Genomic DNA, 15,218 nt, shown 5'->3' with positions numbered 1-15,218 from the left:
GGCTCAAGGCTGCGCGCTGCTGACGCGCCAGATGACGTTGCCCACGTCGTCGGCCACCAGCAACGCCCCCGTGCCGTCGATCGCAACGCCGACCGGACGGCCCTGAGCTTCGCCCTGTGCATTCAGGAAGCCATCCAGCACTGTGTAAGGCGCATCGTTGGGTCGACCTTCCTTGAAGGGGACAAAAAGCACCTTGTAGCCACTAACGGGCTCGCGATTCCAAGAGCCGTGCTGGCCAATGAACAGGCCCTCGGTAAAGGGCGCCGGCAAGCGGCTGCCCACGGCATTGCTCAAGCCCAGAGAGGCGGTATGTGAGCCCAGGGCATAATCGGGTACCAGCGCCTTGGCGACCATTGCCGGGTTCGACGGGCTGACCCGCACATCCTCATGCGGACCGAAGTAGCTCCAGGGCCAGCCGTAGAAGCCGCCGTTCTGCACTGAGGTCATGTAGTCCGGAACCAGGTCGTTGCCGAGCCCATCACGCTCGTTTACCGCCGTCCACAGCTCGCCGCTGTAGGGCTCCCATGCCATGCCCACCGGGTTGCGCAGGCCGCTGGCATACAGCCGCTTGCTACCGTCGGCCGGATTGATTTCCCAGATGGCCGCGCGGCCCTGCTCCTGATCCAGGCCGTTTTCGGCGATATTGCTGTTGGAGCCGACGGCCGCGTACAGCTTGCTGCCGTCGGGGCTGGCAATCAGGTTCTTGGTCCAGTGGTGATTGAGTGGGCCAGCGGGCAGGCTGGTAACGCGCTCGCCAGCTGCGGTGATCTGGGTCTGGTCGGCGCGGTAGGGAAAGCGCAGTACGCCATCGGTGTTGGCGACGTAGAGGTCGTTGCCCACCAGCGCCATGCCGAAGGGTGAGTGCAGGCCGGTGATGAACTGCGTGCGCTGATCTGCTTTGCCGTCGCCGTTGCTGTCTCTGAGCAGGCTGATGCGGTCGGCGCTGGGGGTGGCTGCGCCGGCTTTGGCCATGGCCTTCTTGGTCAGCCAGCCCTTAACGCCGCCACCGTCATCCGGCTTGGCTGGGGCGTTGCTTTCGGCCACCAGCACATCGCCATTGGGCAGCACGTGCAACCAGCGCGGATGATCCAGGCCGCTGGCGAATGCCTGGACCTGCAAGCCCCTGGCGGCCTGGGGTTTGCCGCCGGAGGGCCAGCCGACCGCCGGGGCGATGTTCACGGTCGGTAGCAGGCCGCCTTGCGGCTCGGGCAAGGCCGGGTGCGGCCCCATGCCGGCGGTGATCGGCAGCGCCGCTGGGTTGCTGCTGCAACCGCCCAGAATTAGCGCCATACCCAGGAGGGGCAGACAGATACGCGGGGAATTATTCACGGGATTTCCTTGTCGGTGTTAAGGCAGCCGGAAAAAAGCTCAGTTTAGGCGAGCTGCTGGATAACCTCTATCACTGACCCGGCATGGGCGAGGATGTTCACTCGGCTGGCTCGATTCGCATGACCCCGCTGGCCAGTCGGCCAGTGGTGCAACTCGCAACACGAGGAGAAACAGATGAAAAAGTCAGCATCCGCGCATTGGGAAGGTTCCCTGAAGGAAGGCAAAGGCACGATCTCCACCGAAAGCGGCGCGCTCAAGGCCAACCCTTACGGCTTCAACACCCGTTTTGAAGACCAGCCTGGCACCAACCCCGAAGAGCTGATCGGTGCAGCGCACGCCAGCTGCTTCTCGATGGCCTTCTCCATGCTGCTGGGCGAAGCTGGTTACACCCCGGACAGCATCGACACAAAAGCCGTGGTTACCCTGAGCAAGCAGGACGACGGCTTCGCCGTCACCGCCGTGGCGCTGACCATGGACGCGGCGATTCCCGGTATAGAGCAAAAAGAGTTTGATGAGATTGCCGGTAAGGCCAAGAGCGGCTGCCCGATCTCCAAGCTGCTGAAAGCCGATATCAGCCTCGAGGCGAAGCTCGGCTGAGCCGGCTTCGTCAGCTGCCAGCTTCAAGCTTCAAGCCGCAAGCCGCAAGCCGCAAGCCGCAAGCTTCAAGCAAAAGCAGGCTTGGGGCTGCGGCAGGGTTGATTTTTTTGACGGCGTTTGTGGCTGTAGTGGACCCAAAAAAACCGCGCAGGCCTAAACCGCGCGGTTTTTTCTTGCAGCTTGAAGCTTGCCGCCTGTAGCTGGGGGGGCGCGTTAGCCCACCACCATAATCCCATCCATCTCCACCGGCACGCCCTTGGGCAGTGCAGCAACGCCGATGGCGGCGCGGGCCGGGTAGGGCTTGTCGAAGTAGCGTTCCATGATTTCGTTCACCTTGGCAAAGTTGCCCAGGTCGGTCAGGAAGATATTCAGCTTGACGATGTCCTGCAGCTGGCCACCGGCCGCTTCGGCAACGGCGGTCAGGTTGTCGAATACCCGGCATACCTGGGCTTCAAAGCCCTCAACCACTTCCATGGTGGCCGGGTCGAGCGGAATCTGACCAGACAGGTAAACGGTGTTGCCGACCTTGATGGCCTGGGAATAGGGTCCGATCGCGGCAGGTGCCTGCTCGCTGGTAATGACTTGCTTGTTCATGTGTGCTCCGGGAAATCAGTTTTTCAGACGGGTAATGCGCATCACGCCGTTGAGCGAGCGAATACGCTTGATGAGGTGTGACAGGTGCAAGCGGTCGCGCACCCGAATGACCAGTTGAACCACGCTGATGCGGGCGTCGCGCTCGTCCACACTGATCTTGTCGATACTGGCGTCGGCCACGGTGATGCTGGTGGCCAGCTGCGCGATGATGCCGCGTTGGTGCTCCAGCTCGACCCGCAACTCGACGGTAAATTCGCCGCTGACGTCCTTGTCCCAGGTCAGATGCAGGGTCTTTTCGGTGTTCTGGCGGCTGTCGACCAGGTTCTTGCAGTTTTCCTGATGGATAACCATGCCCTTGCCGGATGACAGATAACCGACAATGGGGTCGCCGGGGATCGGATTGCAACAGCGCGCAAAGCTGACTACCAGGCCCTCGGTACCGCGAATGGCCAGCGGCTTTTCGGCGCTGCCGGCGGTATCGCCAGCCTGGTCGATGCGCTGTTTCTCGGTATCTTCGCCGCCGCCATCCGTGGCCAGCAATCGGCGCGCCACCACATAGGCCATGCGATTACCCAGACCGATATCGGAGAGCAGGTCTTCCAGCACCTCCATGCCGCAATCGGTCAGCACCTGTTGGATACGCACCTGGGGGATGTCCGCCAGATGGGTATCGAAGCTGGCCAGCACCTTGTCCAGCAGGCGCTCGCCCAGGGCAATGGATTCGGAGTGACGCTGGTGCTTGAGAAAGTGGCGGATGTTGCTTCGTGCCTTGCCGGTAATGACAAAGCTCAGCCAGGCCGGGTTGGGGCGCGCGCCAGGCGCGGTAATGATCTCGACCGTCTCGCCGCTCTGCAGCGGTTCGGACAGTGGCGCCAGACGGCGGTTGACCCGGCAGGCGATGCAGCTGTTGCCAATGTCGGTGTGTACGGCGTAGGCGAAATCGACCGGCGTGGAGCCCTTTGGCAGCTCCATGATGCGGCCTTTTGGGGTGAAGATGTAGACTTCATCGGGAAACAGGTCAATCTTGACGTTCTCGATGAACTCCAGCGAGTTGCCGGCGTTCTGCTGCAGCTCCAATACGCTCTTGAGCCACTGGCGGGTGCGCGCGTGGTTGCCGTTGATCACGTCATCCTTGGATTTGTAGACCCAGTGCGCGGCAATACCACTGTTGGCCAGCTCTTCCATCTCTTCGGTACGAATCTGGATTTCGATGGGCACCCCGTGCATACCGAACAGGGTGGTATGCAGCGACTGGTAGCCATTGGCCTTGGGGATGGCAATGTAATCCTTGAAGCGACCTGGAAAGGGTTTGTACAGGCTGTGCACGGCGCCCAGCACGCGGTAGCAGGTGTCGGCCTTGTCGACGATGATGCGAAAGGCGTAGACGTCCATGATCTCGGTGAAGGCCTTACGTTTGCCGCGCATCTTCTGATAGATGCCGTACAGGTGCTTCTCGCGGCCCATGACCTTGCCCGGCAAACCCTCGCGTTCCAGACAGGCCTGCAATGACTCGAGGATCTTGTTCAGCAGCTCCTTGCGGTTGCCGCGCGCGCTGCGCACGGCGCGGTCGATCAGCTGCGAGCGCATGGGGTACATGGCCTTGAAGCCCAGATCCTCGAACTCGGTGCTCAGGCTGTGCATACCCAGGCGGGCGGCGATAGGGGCGTAGATTTCCAGGGTTTCCTTGGCGATGCGGCGACGTTTTTCCGGTGCCAGCGCGCCCAGGGTACGCATGTTGTGCAGGCGGTCGGCCAGCTTGACCAGGATCACGCGAATATCGCGCGCCATGGCCAGCGCCATCTTCTGGAAGTTTTCGGCCTGCGCCTCGGCCTTGGTCTCGAAAGTCATCTGGGTCAGCTTGCTGACGCCATCGACCAGTTCGGCCACGGTGTCGCCAAACTGCGCGACCAGTGCATCCTTGGGAATGCCGGTATCTTCGATCACATCGTGCAGCATGGCGGCCATCAGGCTCTGATGGTCCATGTGCATGTCGGCAAGAATATGCGCTACCGCGAGGGGATGGGTGACGTAGGGCTCGCCACTGCGACGGGTCTGGCCGTCGTGCGCCTGTTCGGCGTAGAAATACGCTCGCCGGACCAGGTTGACCTGTTCCGGCTCGAGATACCTGCCGAGGTTATCGGCAAAGACTTCTATCGCAGACATGTAGCTCTCCCGCGTCCACCGAGGTGGACGTATACGTCAGGAATGCACGGCCTGCGCAATCTGCTTACTCGGCCTCGTCGGCTTCCAGCGAGTACAGCGGTTCTTGCTGATCCTGCAGGGCTTCTTCAGCCATGATCTTGTTGGTCACGAGACCTTCAGCAATTTCGCGCAGGGCGACCACGGTCGGCTTGTCGTTTTCCCAGGCTACCTTGGCATCTTTGCCGCCGGTGGCCAGCTGACGTGAACGCTTGGAGGCCAGCATGACCAGCTCAAAACGGTTTTCTACATTTTCCAGGCAGTCTTCAACGGTGACGCGGGCCATGGTGTTACTCCGGAACGGGTATCAGTGAATCGGGTTGCGTTGCAGTCGATGGCTATCAAGCAGCGACCTGATAGTAACGCAGGACCAAGCAGTTTACTTAATTGCGCCTCAGTCTGACAAGAGCGCCTGCAATAGGCGGGTGTGGCGAAGTTGCTGGGCGCCGGTCTGCAGGTGCCGGGCGCGCACTATTGCCTTGAGATCATCCAGCGCAGTGGTGAAGTCGTCGTTGATCACCAGGCTGTCGAATTCGACGTAGTGGCTCATCTCGGCCACGGCCTCGGCCATGCGCTTGTCGATCACCTCGCCAGCGTCCTGGCCACGTTGGGTCAGGCGCTCGCGCAGTGCGCTTTGCGACGGCGGCAGGATGAAGATCGAGTGCGCCTGCGGAAGCTTGTGACGCACCTGCTGCGCGCCCTGCCAATCGATCTCCAGGATCAGGTCGTGGCCTTGGGCAAGGGTGCTTTCGACAGTGCTTTGCGAGGTGCCGTACAGATTGCCGAAGACCTCGGCGTGCTCGAGAAAGTCGCCCTGGCCGACCTGCTGCATGAAGACCTCGCGGCTGGTGAAGTGGTAGTTGACGCCATCCACTTCCCCGGGGCGCATCGCGCGCGTGGTGTGCGAGACGGACACGTGCAGGTTGTCGGTCTGCTCCAGTAGCGCCTTGACCAGGCTGGTCTTGCCTGCGCCAGAGGGGGCAGAGACGATGTACAGGGTGCCGGTGGCGTGGCTCATCAGAAACAGTTTCCTGCGGGTCGATTAGGGGACGATGGCGCAAATTATAGGGACATTGACCGCTGCCGTCATGGGTAACCTTTGCACGGCTTAATCCGCTAAGCTGAGGGCCTATCCTCGAATCGCAACAGGAAGCGCAGGCGTATGATTTCCAAATGGCAGTGGTTGCTGGCGCAATTGACACGGATGCTCTGGGTGCGCGCTTCATTCTTTGCATTGCTCGCGGTAATTGCCGCGTTGTTGGCCACCGCCGCCGACCGTGTGATGCCAGAAGGCTTGCCCATCAGTATCGGTGCCGATTCGGTGGAGCCGATTCTGAATATCCTGGCCTCCAGCATGCTGACGGTCACCACGTTCTCGCTCACGGTAATGGTCTCGGCCTATGCTGCCGCCACCACCAGCGTGACGCCGCGCGGCGTGCGCCTGCTGATGCAGGACACCACCACCCAGAACGTGCTGGGCACCTTTATCGGCTCCTTCCTGTTCAGCCTGGTGGCTATCATCGCGCTGAGCACCGAGGCCTACGGCGAGCGTGGCCGCATCGTGCTGTTCATGTTCACGCTGCTGGTGGTCTTGATCATCGTCGTCACCATGCTGCGCTGGATCGATCACCTGTCACGGTTCGGGCGGGTGGGCGACACTACCGATCGGGTCGAGCAGGCGACCATGGGCGCGCTGCAGACCCGGATCGACATTCCCTGCATGGGCGCGCGGCCCTGGCTGGATGGTCAGCTACCGGATGACTTCATGCCGGTCCATGCCGGATCCGTTGGTTATGTGCAGCATCTGGATGTGGCGCGGCTCGCCGAGGCCGCTCGTGAGCATGATCTGCAGGTCTATGTCGGCAGCTTGCCGGGTAGTTTCGTGCATCCGGCACGGCCGTTGGTCTGGGTAGCGGCGTTCACGCCGGAAGAACAGCTTGACCAGTTACGTGCGGCCTTTACCGTGGGCAAGGAGCGATCATTCGATCAGGACCCTCGTTTTGGCTTGGCGGTGCTGGCAGAGATCGCCTCGCGTGCATTGTCGCCCTCGATGAATGACCCCGGCACCGCCATTGATGTGGTCGGCCGGGCGGTAAGAATACTCTCGTGCTGGCCGGCCGATCCGGGCAGTGTGCTCGCCAGCGAGGTGCAATATCCGCAGGTCTGCGTGCCACCGCTGAATCTGGCGGACCTGTTCGACGATGTGTTTGCCCCGGTGGCCCGCGATGGCGCCAGCCTGATCGAGGTGCAACTGCGGCTGCACAAGGCCTATCAGGCGCTGGCTGCCAAGGGCGGTAGCTTCCGGGACGAGGCGACCAGGCACGCCGGCCTGGCATTCAAGCGCGCGCAAACGGCGATGACACTCGAGGAAGATCTGGCGCTGCTGCGCGCTGTCATCCAGGGGTGAGTGCCGTACGGCGAGTTGAACGACCGGCTCTCGCGGTCACTAAAACCCGCGCGTCTTGCCGCGAACGGCAGCCATTTGTATACAATGGACGGCCAAATTGCCCGCTCACTTCAAAGAGACTGTATTGATGATCGACCGCCGGTCCCCGCCAGTTGCCGCCCACGCTGAGCCTGAATCCGCTCCAGCTTCCGATTCGGCAGCCAGTCGCAGCAGGGAGACGGGCCGGGGCGCGCAGCGCCAGGATGCCATCTATCGAGCCATCAGTGAGGCCGTCATCGAGCATCGCCTGAAGCCGGGCTCGCGCCTGCGCGAGGATGCCCTGGCCGAGGTGTTCGGCATCAGCCGCACTGGCATTCGCAAGGTATTGCAGCGTCTGGCGCTGGAGCAGCTGATTACGCTTACCCCGGGCAAGGGAGCGGCGGTGACTCGACCTTCCGCCGAGGAAGCACGCGACATCTTCGAGGCCCGGCGGATGATTGAATGCGCGTTGATGGCACGCCTGGCCAGTAGCGTCCAACCCGCCGAACTTGAACAGCTGCGCGAGTTGGCTGGCCGCGAACAGCGGGCCCTGCAAGGACAGGAGCAGAGCGCGGCGATCCGATTATCGGCCGACTTTCATGGTCGGCTGGCGGAACTGGCGGGCAACCAGACCCTGGCGAGCTTTGTCGGTCAGCTGTGTTCACGTTCATCGTTGATTCTGGCGGTGTACGGGCACGCCGGTAATCTGGGCTGCGAGTGTAACGATCACAATCAGTTGATTGATCTGCTGCAGGCCGGCGACAGTCAGCAGGCAGCGGCGTTCATGCGCGATCACCTGGACTCGATTGAAGCCTCGCTGTCGATCGACGAGGCCCCGGACGAGGCGCCGGATCTGCGCGATATATTCGCCGGCTTTCAATAAGCCAGGCTGACCGCCGCAGGATGCGGTGCTCAGCCCGCGTGGGTTACTGCCGAAAACGCTGGCAGGGGGCCCAGTACCGCATCAGCAGATAGTAGCTCAGCCCAGCGGGAATCAGGCTCGCGTACCAGGACACAGTCGCGATGTTCAGCGCCACGATAGCGCCGATGGCCGTGGCGATCAGAGCGGCGTAATTGACCCCGCGATAGGGGCCTTGGGCATCGTACAGGTGCTCCAGATTCAACGTGCGCTTGCGCAGCAGGTAGTAATCCACCACCAGAATGGCAAAGATCGGTCCGAGAAACGCGGAGTAGGTCTGCACAAAAATCTGCAGGCCGGCGGCCGAGTCATCGCTCACCAGCTTCCAGGGGAAGGTGGCAAAGGCCAGTAAACCGACGATCACGGTAGCCGGGCGAAACTTCAGCTTGAACACGTCCATCAGCACATAGGTGGGCGGCACCACATTGTTCAATACATTGGTGGTGACCTGGGCAAAGGCGATGAACAGCAGTGTGGTCATCAGCAGCGGGGTGTTGTCCACGGCGTTGGCAAACACCTGGATCGGGTCGGCCACGCCAGTGGCTTCCGACACCATGTAGCCGATCAGGCCCATGAACAATGTGCAGGGCAGAATCGACATCGAATAGAGGGTAGTCAGCAAGCCAGGCCCAGTGCCGTGCTTGTGCTCGCGAGCATAATCGCTGACGTTGAGAATCATGGTGCTGTAGATGCCGAGGAACAGCATGGTGGCGCTCCAGAACGGCAGCCCCCAGGATCCCTGCATGGTCAGCAGGCTGGTGGACAACTCATCGCCGTAGCGCTGCACCGTGCTGTAGAACATGTACACCAGTGAGGCCAGAATAAAGGCGCTGCCCACGTTCTCCAGCCACTTGATGCCCTGAAAGCCCATGACCGACAGGGCGATCTGCAGAAACTGGAAGGCGATGAAGAAGAACACCAGGTTGTCGAAGCCAAACAGCGTGGCCGACACCATGTTCAGCGCGCCAGCACCGATCCAGCTCTGAAAACCGTACCAGACGATAGCCGGCACCGCGCGCACCAACCCCGGTAAACGGGTACCGGAAAAGCCGAAAGCGGCGCGCGCCTGCACCATGAAAGGGATGCCGTACTTGTAGCCGGCGGCGCCATTGAGCACCAGGGCGATGCCGATGACGAAGCAGCCGATGGCAATCGCCAGGGTAGCCTGCAACAGGTTCAGCGTGCCCACCACGCTGGAACCCATGGTAAAGGTACCGATGGACACACAGCCGCCGAACCAGGCCAGCAGGTAGGACAGCCGGCCCATGATGCGGGTTTTTTGCGGTGCCAGCGATTCCTCGCCGGGTGCCTTGCGATCAGGCGCCGGTTGGCCGCCCAGGGTTGCCGTGTTGGCGTCAGTGTTCATGAAATGCCCTCGTGATTGATGTTGTTCATTGTTATCTCCGAGTTTGAGCGAACCCGCGGTGCTGCTTTTTCGCTCGCGCGCTGGGCACGTAGCCTGGCACCGAGGGTAACGCTCGCCTTGCACTGCCTTGCTGGAAAAAATCGGAACTCCGGGGGGCTGATTGCCGTCAACTGCCTTGCAGGCAGAGCGACGGGCTCTTCTGGCCCGCCGTGTAACCCGATACGGAGGAGTCTTTTATGTCCAAACTGAAGATACTCGCAGCCGTGATGGCTTTTGCTGCGCTGGGTATTGCCGCCCCTGTCGCTCTGGCAGATACCAGCGATGCCGCGGACAGAACCCATACCCCCAGCACACAAACGACGCCCGGGGCCGCCGCGGGGGATGGGTCTCATACGCCCACGAAGTCCCACGAGCGGACCAGTGACCAGGCGGGAGATGGCCATGGCGACATGACCGATCAGGATGCCGCCACGCGCACCAGCCCGTACAAGAAGACCTATCCGGATGAAGCCGATGTCGGCGAGACTGACGACGCTGAACAGTAAAGCGTGATGAGGGGAAAGGACCTCAAGGGGTCCTTTCCCCATAGCTGCTGTGGCTGTCATCAACCTGCTCCTGGTTCCGTGAGTCCGACTGACATGTTGTCGTCAGCTAGCCCGGCTGGCGATTGGAATAACGCTCGAAGCTGCCGGTAAAGGGCTTGGCCGGCGGGAATGCCAGGTCACCGAACTTGCTGGTACCCAGTCCCAGCCCAACCACCGCCTCTGCCAATTTGACCGCCGCAGTCACCCCTTCCACTACCGGCAAGCCCACCGCCTCGGTAATTTGCGGGGTCAGATCGGCCATGCCGCCGCAACCCAGCACAATGGCGCCGATATTGTCTTCGCGCTTGGCGCGCAAGCATTCCTCGATAATCAGCTGCAGCGCCAGATCGGGATTGTCTTCCAGCTCCAGCACCGGGATATCGGCAGCGCGCACGCGCCGACAGCGATGGCTGAAGCCGTAGCTATCGAGCAGGTGCTCGGCGATGATGGCGGTGCGTGGCAGGGTGGTGACCACCGAGAAGCGCGTGCTGATCAGGCTGGCCACATGGAAGGCCGCCTCGGCGATACCAATGACCGGAGCGCGCGTCAGTTCGCGCGCGGCATTCAGGCCAGGATCGCCAAAGCACGCGATAATGTAGGCGTCGGTCCCCTCGCGCTCACCGGCGATGACTTCTTCAATTACGCCCACGGCGCTCACGGCTTCGTCGAAATGGCTCTCGATCGACACCGGCCCGCTGCTCGGTTGCGTGGCGCTGATGCGCGTGCCAGCAGCAGCGGCAACCGTGGCGGCGGCGCCTATGGTGTCGGTCATGGCGCGGGTGGTGTTGGGGTTGATCACACGGATATGCATTGAGCTGGCCTGTTCTGTGCTTGGACATGTTTAGTTGTACACAACATCTTCGGATAATTGTATACAATTGAGTGAGCGTAAAATCAAAGATATCCCACACTTATTGCGCGCAATAAGTGTGCCTGGGGCCCCAGAGGGGCGCTCAACCAGCGGAAAACACGAAGAAGCATAGACAGAAGGGACCGGCAGTCATGAGCAGAAGCCCGAATTACCCCCGTGATCTGATTGGCTACGGCAGAACGCCGCCGCAGGCAAATTGGCCGGGCAAGGCACGCATCGCCGTGCAGTTTGTACTGAACTACGAAGAGGGCGGCGAGAACTGCGTGCTGCACGGCGACAGCCATTCCGAGAAGTTCCTGTCGGAAATCGTTGGCGCCGAGGCCTTTGCCGACCGCCATCTGAGCATGGAATCCATCTATGAATACGGCTCGCGGGTTGGCGTGTGGCGCCTGCTCAACGAGTTCGAAAAGCGCGGCCTGCCGCTGACCGTATTTGGCGTGGCCATGGCGCTGGAGCGGCATCCCGAGGTGGCTCAGGCCTTCAAGGAGCTGGGGCATGAAGTGGCCTGTCACGGTTGGCGCTGGATCCATTATCAGAACGTGCCGGAAGAGGTAGAGCGCGAGCACCTGCAGCGTGCACTGGAGATATTTCAGCGCCTTTATGGTGCGCAGCCGGAGGGCTGGTACACCGGACGCGACAGCCCCAATACCCGTCGGTTGCTGCTCGATCAGGGCGGCTTTTTGTATGACAGCGACTACTACGGCGATGACCTGCCATTCTGGAGTCGCGAGGCCGACAGCCAGGGTGAATTGCACAACCACCTGATCGTGCCCTACACGCTGGACACAAACGACATGCGCTTTGCTTCGCCACAGGGCTTCAATACCGGCGAGCACTTTTTCCAGTACCTGAAAGACGCCTTTGACGTGCTCTATGCCGAAGGCGAAGACTCACCGAAAATGTTATCTATCGGCCTGCACTGCCGCTTGATCGGCCGGCCCGGGCGCTTCCGCGCGCTGCAGCGTTTCCTTGATTACATCGAATCCCATGATCGGGTCTGGGTGACACGGCGCGTTGATATCGCCCGTCACTGGGCCGCGCATCATCCCGTTCAGAACCAGGAGTCAGCATGACCAAGCCAGCCACACCCCGCAGCTATTACGCGCCGACCGGCGGCCATCCGCCGCAGACTCAGCTGACCACCGACCGCGCCGTCTTTACCGAGGCCTATGCGGTGATTCCCAAGGGCGTCATGCGTGACATCGTCACCAGCCACCTGCCGTTCTGGACCGGCACCCGTCTGTGGGTGCTGTCGCGCCCGCTTTCCGGTTTTGCCGAGACCTTCTCGCAGTACATCATGGAAGTGCAGCCCGGCGGCGGCAGCGATCAGCCGGAAACCGACGCCACCGCCGAAGGCGTACTGTTCGTCGTTGAAGGCAGCATGACGCTGACCCTCAATGGTCAACAGCACGAGATGAAAGAAGGCGGCTACGCCTTTATTCCGCCGGCCAGCGACTGGCAGGTGCGCAACGACTCCGGCGCCGTGGTGCGCTTTCACTGGATCCGCAAGGCCTACCAGAAGGTCGAGGGTATCGACGCGCCGGAGGCCTTCGTTACCAACGAGAACGACATCGAGCCGCTGGTGATGCCCGGCACCGATGGCGCCTGGAGCACCACGCGCTTTGTCGACATGAGCGACATGCGGCACGACATGCACGTGAACATCGTCAACTTCCAGCCCGGCGGCGCCATTCCCTTTGCCGAGACCCACGTCATGGAGCACGGCCTCTATGTACTGGAAGGCAAGGCGGTCTACCTGCTTAACAAAGACTGGGTAGAAGTGGAAGCCGGTGACTACATGTGGCTGCGCGCCTTCTGTCCGCAGGCCTGCTACGCCGGCGGCCCTGGCCCGTTCCGCTACCTGCTCTACAAGGACGTGAACCGTCACATGAAGCTGCCCACCTTTGCGCGCTGAGGAGTGACCAATATGGCCACTGAATTACTGCAACTCACAGCGCAGCCACTGACGCCGGAGGCCTTCGCGGCCTTCGGTGATGTGATCGATTCGCGCAGCTCAGAGCATTTTCTGATCAACGCGGGCCGCACCCGACGGCACCACGACCTGGCCAAGGTCGAGGTCGCAGGTGATGACGCGCGCGTGCTGATCAGCATCTTCGTCAGCCAGCCGGTAACAGTGCCGCTGGAGCTGAGCTTTCTCGAACGCCACCCGCTCGGCAGCCAGGCCTTCATGCCGCTGCACGAAGAGCAATTTCTGATTGTGGTAGCGCCGCCCGGCGACACTATTGATCAGGCCGAGGTGCGCGCCTTCATCACCGATGGCCGCCAGGGTGTGAACTACGCCAAAGGCACCTGGCATGCGATCCAATCGGTACTCGAGCGTGAAGGCGAGTTTCTGGTGGTGGATCGTGGCGGTGCCGGGCACAATTGTGATGAGTATCCGATTAATATCCGGGTCTCTCTGGCGTGACATCGCGTTGACTCAGACGCCGCTCCGCAACGGAGCGGTGTCGAGTTACTCGATATTCTGTATCTGCTCGCGCATCTGCTCGATAAACACCTTCAAATCCACCGCTGCCTGAGTGCTGCGGGTGTCGATGGCCTTGGAGCCGAGGGTGTTGGCTTCGCGGTTGAACTCCTGCATGAGAAAGTCCAGGCGGCGGCCGATGGCGTCCTTGCTGGCGAGTACGCGGTGGGTTTCGGCCACGTGAGTGTCGAGGCGATCGAGCTCTTCGGCCACATCGATCTTCTGCGCCAACATGACGATTTCCTGCTCGACGCGAGTGTTGTCCAGCTCCAGCTTGGCGTCATTGAAGCGGTCGATCAGCTTTTGGCGGTGGGCGTTGAGCAGGGTGGGCATCATCTCGCGTAACAGCGCGGTGCGGTCGCTGATGCTGGCCAAACGTTCTTCGATCAGTTGTTTGAGTTCGGCACCTTCGCGCGCTCGATGTGCCTTGAGTTCGGTCAGGGCCGGTTCGAACAGCTCGCGTGCACGCTCTACCAGCGTCGCCTGGTCAGTCTCCTGGCCGCTGAGTACGCCGGGCCAGGCCAGCAATTCCAGCGGGTTGATGGGCGCTGGGTTGGCCAGTTGACCAGCAAGCTGTTCGGCAGCCTTGGTCAACTGCTCGACCAGCGACTGGCTCAGGCTCAAGTCCTGTGCTTCGTTGTTGCTGGCGTTGAAGCGCAGGGTGCATTCCACTTTGCCCCGCGCGAGTTGCTTGCGCAAGCGCTCGCGCAGCGGGCCTTCCAGCTCGCGGAAGGCTTCGGGCAGGCGCAGGGTGACTTCCAGGTAGCGGTGGTTGACCGAGCGCATTTCCCAGGCGAGGTTGCCCTGATCGGTGCTGAGTTCGCTGCGGGCGAAGGCGGTCATGCTGTTTACCATGGGAATCCTCGAAGGTGGCTGATGCGAACGGCAAAGGCGCATTGTAGCCGCTTGCGGGCCGCAAGGTTAAGCGACCGGTCGGGCAGGCAGCTGGGTTGGCCGCGAGCCTGCTATACTCCGCCGACTTTACACACCGCAGTACAAGGATTCCCGCTATGAAACGCCCCAGTGAACGCGCCGCCGACCAAATGCGTCAGGTCACCCTGACGCGCAATTACACCAAACACGCGGAAGGCTCGGTGTTGGTCGAGTTCGGTGACACCAAGGTGATCTGTACGGTCAGTGTGGAGGCCGGCGTCCCGCGCTTTCTGCGCGGCTCGGGTCAAGGCTGGGTGACGGCTGAATACGGCATGCTGCCGCGCTCGACCGGTTCGCGCATGCAGCGCGAGGCCAGTCGCGGCAAGCAGGGCGGTCGCACCCTGGAGATCCAGCGTCTGATCGGCCGTTCGCTGCGCGCTGCGGTTGATCTCAAAAGCCTGGGTGAAAACACCCTGTATATCGACTGCGACGTGATCCAGGCTGATGGCGGCACCCGCACGGCGTCCATCACCGGCGCCTGTGTGGCATTGGTTGATGCCCTGCGCGCTATGAAACTGCGCGGTGCCATCAAGAAGGTACCTGAAGTGCAGATGATCGCGGCGATTTCGGTCGGTATCTACCAGGGCGTACCGGTACTGGACCTGGATTATCCGGAAGACTCCGCCGCTGACACCGACCTCAACGTGGTGATGACCGACAAGGGCGGCTTCATCGAGGTACAGGGTACTGCCGAGGCGGCGCCGTTCAGCCCGGAAGACCTTAACGCCATGCTGGTGCTGGCGCGCAAGGGTACCGAAGAGCTGTTTGCACTGCAGCTGGAAGCATTGAAAGACTGAATGGTCGGTTTGTTGCGATAGTCAAAGGCAGACCCTGGGTCTGCCTCAGACTGCTGACAAAGCCCTGGCTCTTTAGCCGGGGCTTTGTTTTTATATGGGCACTCCAGAATGTCAGGGTA

Annotated in this window: 16 protein-coding genes; 8 read left to right on the top strand and 8 right to left on the bottom strand. The window is 61.5% G+C overall.

Going from position 1 to position 15,218, the window contains the following annotated elements; translation table 11 throughout:
- Positions 1 to 3: 3 nt before the first annotated feature.
- On the bottom strand, positions 4 to 1,290 hold the full coding sequence (locus V7756_RS11250) for a PQQ-dependent sugar dehydrogenase (protein ID WP_335610364.1): 1,287 nt from the start codon (positions 1,288 to 1,290) through the stop codon (positions 4 to 6).
- 213 nt (positions 1,291 to 1,503) lie between these two features.
- On the opposite strand from V7756_RS11250, the gene V7756_RS11245 reads away from it, so the two are divergent.
- Positions 1,504 to 1,926 carry an OsmC family protein gene (locus tag V7756_RS11245; RefSeq protein ID WP_335610268.1) on the top strand — a complete coding sequence of 141 codons (423 nt, stop codon included), beginning with the start codon at positions 1,504 to 1,506 and terminating at the stop codon, positions 1,924 to 1,926.
- Between the two features lie 213 nt (positions 1,927 to 2,139).
- Here the strand turns inward: V7756_RS11245 and V7756_RS11240 are convergent, their stop codons facing one another.
- From V7756_RS11240 to gmk, 4 genes are all read right to left on the bottom strand, one after another.
- A complete protein-coding gene (locus tag V7756_RS11240; RefSeq protein ID WP_335610267.1) occupies positions 2,140 to 2,520 on the bottom strand; it encodes a RidA family protein in 381 nt (126 codons plus the stop codon).
- 15 nt (positions 2,521 to 2,535) lie between these two features.
- Positions 2,536 to 4,683, bottom strand: a complete 2,148-nt coding sequence (spoT, locus tag V7756_RS11235) for a bifunctional GTP diphosphokinase/guanosine-3',5'-bis pyrophosphate 3'-pyrophosphohydrolase (RefSeq protein WP_335610266.1) — start codon at positions 4,681 to 4,683, stop codon at positions 2,536 to 2,538.
- 64 nt (positions 4,684 to 4,747) lie between these two features.
- The gene (rpoZ, locus tag V7756_RS11230) at positions 4,748 to 5,005 is read right to left on the bottom strand and encodes a DNA-directed RNA polymerase subunit omega (RefSeq protein ID WP_335610265.1); all 258 of its coding nucleotides are present in this window, start codon (positions 5,003 to 5,005) and stop codon (positions 4,748 to 4,750) included.
- A 108-nt stretch (positions 5,006 to 5,113) separates the two neighbouring features.
- On the bottom strand, positions 5,114 to 5,737 hold the full coding sequence (gmk, locus tag V7756_RS11225) for a guanylate kinase (protein WP_335610264.1): 624 nt from the start codon (positions 5,735 to 5,737) through the stop codon (positions 5,114 to 5,116).
- A gap of 144 nt (positions 5,738 to 5,881) precedes the next feature.
- Here gmk and V7756_RS11220 point away from each other — a divergent pair, with 144 nt between their 5' ends.
- Both V7756_RS11220 and V7756_RS11215 read left to right on the top strand, forming a co-directional pair.
- Entirely contained in the window at positions 5,882 to 7,126 is a 1,245-nt protein-coding gene (locus V7756_RS11220) for a DUF2254 domain-containing protein (RefSeq protein WP_335610263.1), read from the top strand.
- Positions 7,127 to 7,253: 127 nt separating this feature from the next.
- Complete coding sequence (locus tag V7756_RS11215; protein ID WP_335610262.1) at positions 7,254 to 8,027, top strand: GntR family transcriptional regulator; 774 nt, start codon at positions 7,254 to 7,256, stop codon at positions 8,025 to 8,027.
- Between the two features lie 43 nt (positions 8,028 to 8,070).
- Here the strand turns inward: V7756_RS11215 and V7756_RS11210 are convergent, their stop codons facing one another.
- Complete coding sequence (locus V7756_RS11210; RefSeq protein ID WP_335610261.1) at positions 8,071 to 9,429, bottom strand: NCS1 family transporter; 1,359 nt, start codon at positions 9,427 to 9,429, stop codon at positions 8,071 to 8,073.
- Between the two features lie 236 nt (positions 9,430 to 9,665).
- Between V7756_RS11210 and V7756_RS11205 the strand changes: the two genes are divergently transcribed.
- Positions 9,666 to 9,974: a hypothetical protein gene (locus V7756_RS11205; protein ID WP_335610260.1), complete on the top strand. Its 309-nt coding sequence runs from the start codon at positions 9,666 to 9,668 to the stop codon at positions 9,972 to 9,974.
- Positions 9,975 to 10,080: 106 nt separating this feature from the next.
- On the opposite strand, the gene V7756_RS11200 is transcribed toward V7756_RS11205, so the two are convergent.
- Entirely contained in the window at positions 10,081 to 10,824 is a 744-nt protein-coding gene (locus V7756_RS11200; protein ID WP_335610259.1) for an aspartate/glutamate racemase family protein, read from the bottom strand.
- Between the two features lie 191 nt (positions 10,825 to 11,015).
- Between V7756_RS11200 and puuE the strand changes: the two genes are divergently transcribed.
- From puuE to V7756_RS11185, 3 genes are read left to right on the top strand one after another with little or no spacing between them, the layout of a single operon-like run.
- Entirely contained in the window at positions 11,016 to 11,957 is a 942-nt protein-coding gene (gene puuE, locus V7756_RS11195; protein ID WP_335610258.1) for an allantoinase PuuE, read from the top strand.
- Positions 11,954 to 12,799 carry a bifunctional allantoicase/(S)-ureidoglycine aminohydrolase gene (locus tag V7756_RS11190; protein ID WP_335610257.1) on the top strand — a complete coding sequence of 282 codons (846 nt, stop codon included), beginning with the start codon at positions 11,954 to 11,956 and terminating at the stop codon, positions 12,797 to 12,799. The genes puuE and V7756_RS11190 overlap by 4 nt, the downstream gene beginning before the upstream one ends.
- A gap of 12 nt (positions 12,800 to 12,811) precedes the next feature.
- Positions 12,812 to 13,312, top strand: coding sequence for an ureidoglycolate lyase (locus V7756_RS11185; protein WP_335610256.1), 501 nt, complete (start codon positions 12,812 to 12,814; stop codon positions 13,310 to 13,312).
- Between the two features lie 45 nt (positions 13,313 to 13,357).
- On the opposite strand, the gene V7756_RS11180 is transcribed toward V7756_RS11185, so the two are convergent.
- Positions 13,358 to 14,224: a YicC/YloC family endoribonuclease gene (locus V7756_RS11180; protein ID WP_335610255.1), complete on the bottom strand. Its 867-nt coding sequence runs from the start codon at positions 14,222 to 14,224 to the stop codon at positions 13,358 to 13,360.
- Positions 14,225 to 14,379: 155 nt separating this feature from the next.
- Between V7756_RS11180 and rph the strand changes: the two genes are divergently transcribed.
- A complete protein-coding gene (rph, locus tag V7756_RS11175) occupies positions 14,380 to 15,099 on the top strand; it encodes a ribonuclease PH (protein ID WP_335610254.1) in 720 nt (239 codons plus the stop codon).
- Positions 15,100 to 15,218: the final 119 nt, after the last annotated feature.

Source organism: Halopseudomonas sp., from assembly GCF_036961105.1.
Taxonomy (GTDB): Bacteria; Pseudomonadota; Gammaproteobacteria; order Pseudomonadales; family Pseudomonadaceae; genus Halopseudomonas.
The sequence above is the reverse complement of the archived record's forward strand: the minus strand, read 5'-3'. Positions and strand labels throughout refer to the sequence as shown.

Excerpts from the sequence above, each read along its gene's own strand:
- V7756_RS11250 (WP_335610364.1), bottom strand. The coding sequence starts at position 1,290 with ATGGCGCTAATTCTGGGCGGTTGCAGCAGCAACCCAGCGGCGCTGCCG.
- V7756_RS11245 (WP_335610268.1), top strand. The coding sequence starts at position 1,504 with ATGAAAAAGTCAGCATCCGCGCATTGGGAAGGTTCCCTGAAGGAAGGC.
- V7756_RS11240 (WP_335610267.1), bottom strand. The coding sequence starts at position 2,520 with ATGAACAAGCAAGTCATTACCAGCGAGCAGGCACCTGCCGCGATCGGA.
- spoT (WP_335610266.1), bottom strand. The coding sequence starts at position 4,683 with ATGTCTGCGATAGAAGTCTTTGCCGATAACCTCGGCAGGTATCTCGAG.
- rpoZ (WP_335610265.1), bottom strand. The coding sequence starts at position 5,005 with ATGGCCCGCGTCACCGTTGAAGACTGCCTGGAAAATGTAGAAAACCGT.
- gmk (WP_335610264.1), bottom strand. The coding sequence starts at position 5,737 with ATGAGCCACGCCACCGGCACCCTGTACATCGTCTCTGCCCCCTCTGGC.
- V7756_RS11220 (WP_335610263.1), top strand. The coding sequence starts at position 5,882 with ATGATTTCCAAATGGCAGTGGTTGCTGGCGCAATTGACACGGATGCTC.
- V7756_RS11215 (WP_335610262.1), top strand. The coding sequence starts at position 7,254 with ATGATCGACCGCCGGTCCCCGCCAGTTGCCGCCCACGCTGAGCCTGAA.
- V7756_RS11210 (WP_335610261.1), bottom strand. The coding sequence starts at position 9,429 with ATGAACACTGACGCCAACACGGCAACCCTGGGCGGCCAACCGGCGCCT.
- V7756_RS11205 (WP_335610260.1), top strand. The coding sequence starts at position 9,666 with ATGTCCAAACTGAAGATACTCGCAGCCGTGATGGCTTTTGCTGCGCTG.
- V7756_RS11200 (WP_335610259.1), bottom strand. The coding sequence starts at position 10,824 with ATGCATATCCGTGTGATCAACCCCAACACCACCCGCGCCATGACCGAC.
- puuE (WP_335610258.1), top strand. The coding sequence starts at position 11,016 with ATGAGCAGAAGCCCGAATTACCCCCGTGATCTGATTGGCTACGGCAGA.
- V7756_RS11190 (WP_335610257.1), top strand. The coding sequence starts at position 11,954 with ATGACCAAGCCAGCCACACCCCGCAGCTATTACGCGCCGACCGGCGGC.
- V7756_RS11185 (WP_335610256.1), top strand. The coding sequence starts at position 12,812 with ATGGCCACTGAATTACTGCAACTCACAGCGCAGCCACTGACGCCGGAG.
- V7756_RS11180 (WP_335610255.1), bottom strand. The coding sequence starts at position 14,224 with ATGGTAAACAGCATGACCGCCTTCGCCCGCAGCGAACTCAGCACCGAT.
- rph (WP_335610254.1), top strand. The coding sequence starts at position 14,380 with ATGAAACGCCCCAGTGAACGCGCCGCCGACCAAATGCGTCAGGTCACC.